The organism is Bradyrhizobium sp. TM233 (assembly GCF_036247965.1).
Lineage (GTDB): Bacteria > Pseudomonadota > Alphaproteobacteria > Rhizobiales > Xanthobacteraceae > Bradyrhizobium > Bradyrhizobium ottawaense.
The window spans coordinates 1-327 of sequence record NZ_BTIG01000232.1 but is presented as its reverse complement, the minus strand read 5'-3'; the positions used below and the strand labels follow the sequence as shown (position 1 = coordinate 327).

Annotated in this window: 1 protein-coding gene; it reads left to right on the top strand. The window is 45.3% G+C overall.

Translation table 11 applies throughout. The annotated features are described in order from the left end of the window. Positions 1 to 294: hypothetical protein (locus tag AABA86_RS34290; protein WP_338309892.1), on the top strand; the 294-nt coding region annotated here is incomplete at its 5' end. Between the last annotated feature and the right edge of the window lie 33 nt (positions 295 to 327).

Sequence of the window (327 nt, the reverse complement as noted above, 5' to 3'; positions counted from 1 at the left end):
TCTGCAGGTAAGATAGACACTATGCAAATGATGTTGAGGTCTTCTCCATCACTGTCGTCGAAATCTTCGAGCATGTCTTTATCATCATCTTCAGCAGCATCTTTCCCCTTTTCCTTGGCTGGGTTTGGTAGCGCGGTTGTTCCCTATTTAATGGCGTGGTCAAGCTGTTTGATAATTGACGCCACGCTAGGTTCATTGCTAGGATTGTTTTCTGGTTTTATGTCCCATGGTGAACGAGACTTGCCACCTCTTTCCCTCTCAGCTTTCCTTTTCCTCAAAAAACGCCTGAACTGAGTCCTGGTCATTTGTTCAGGAGCATAGTAGTTC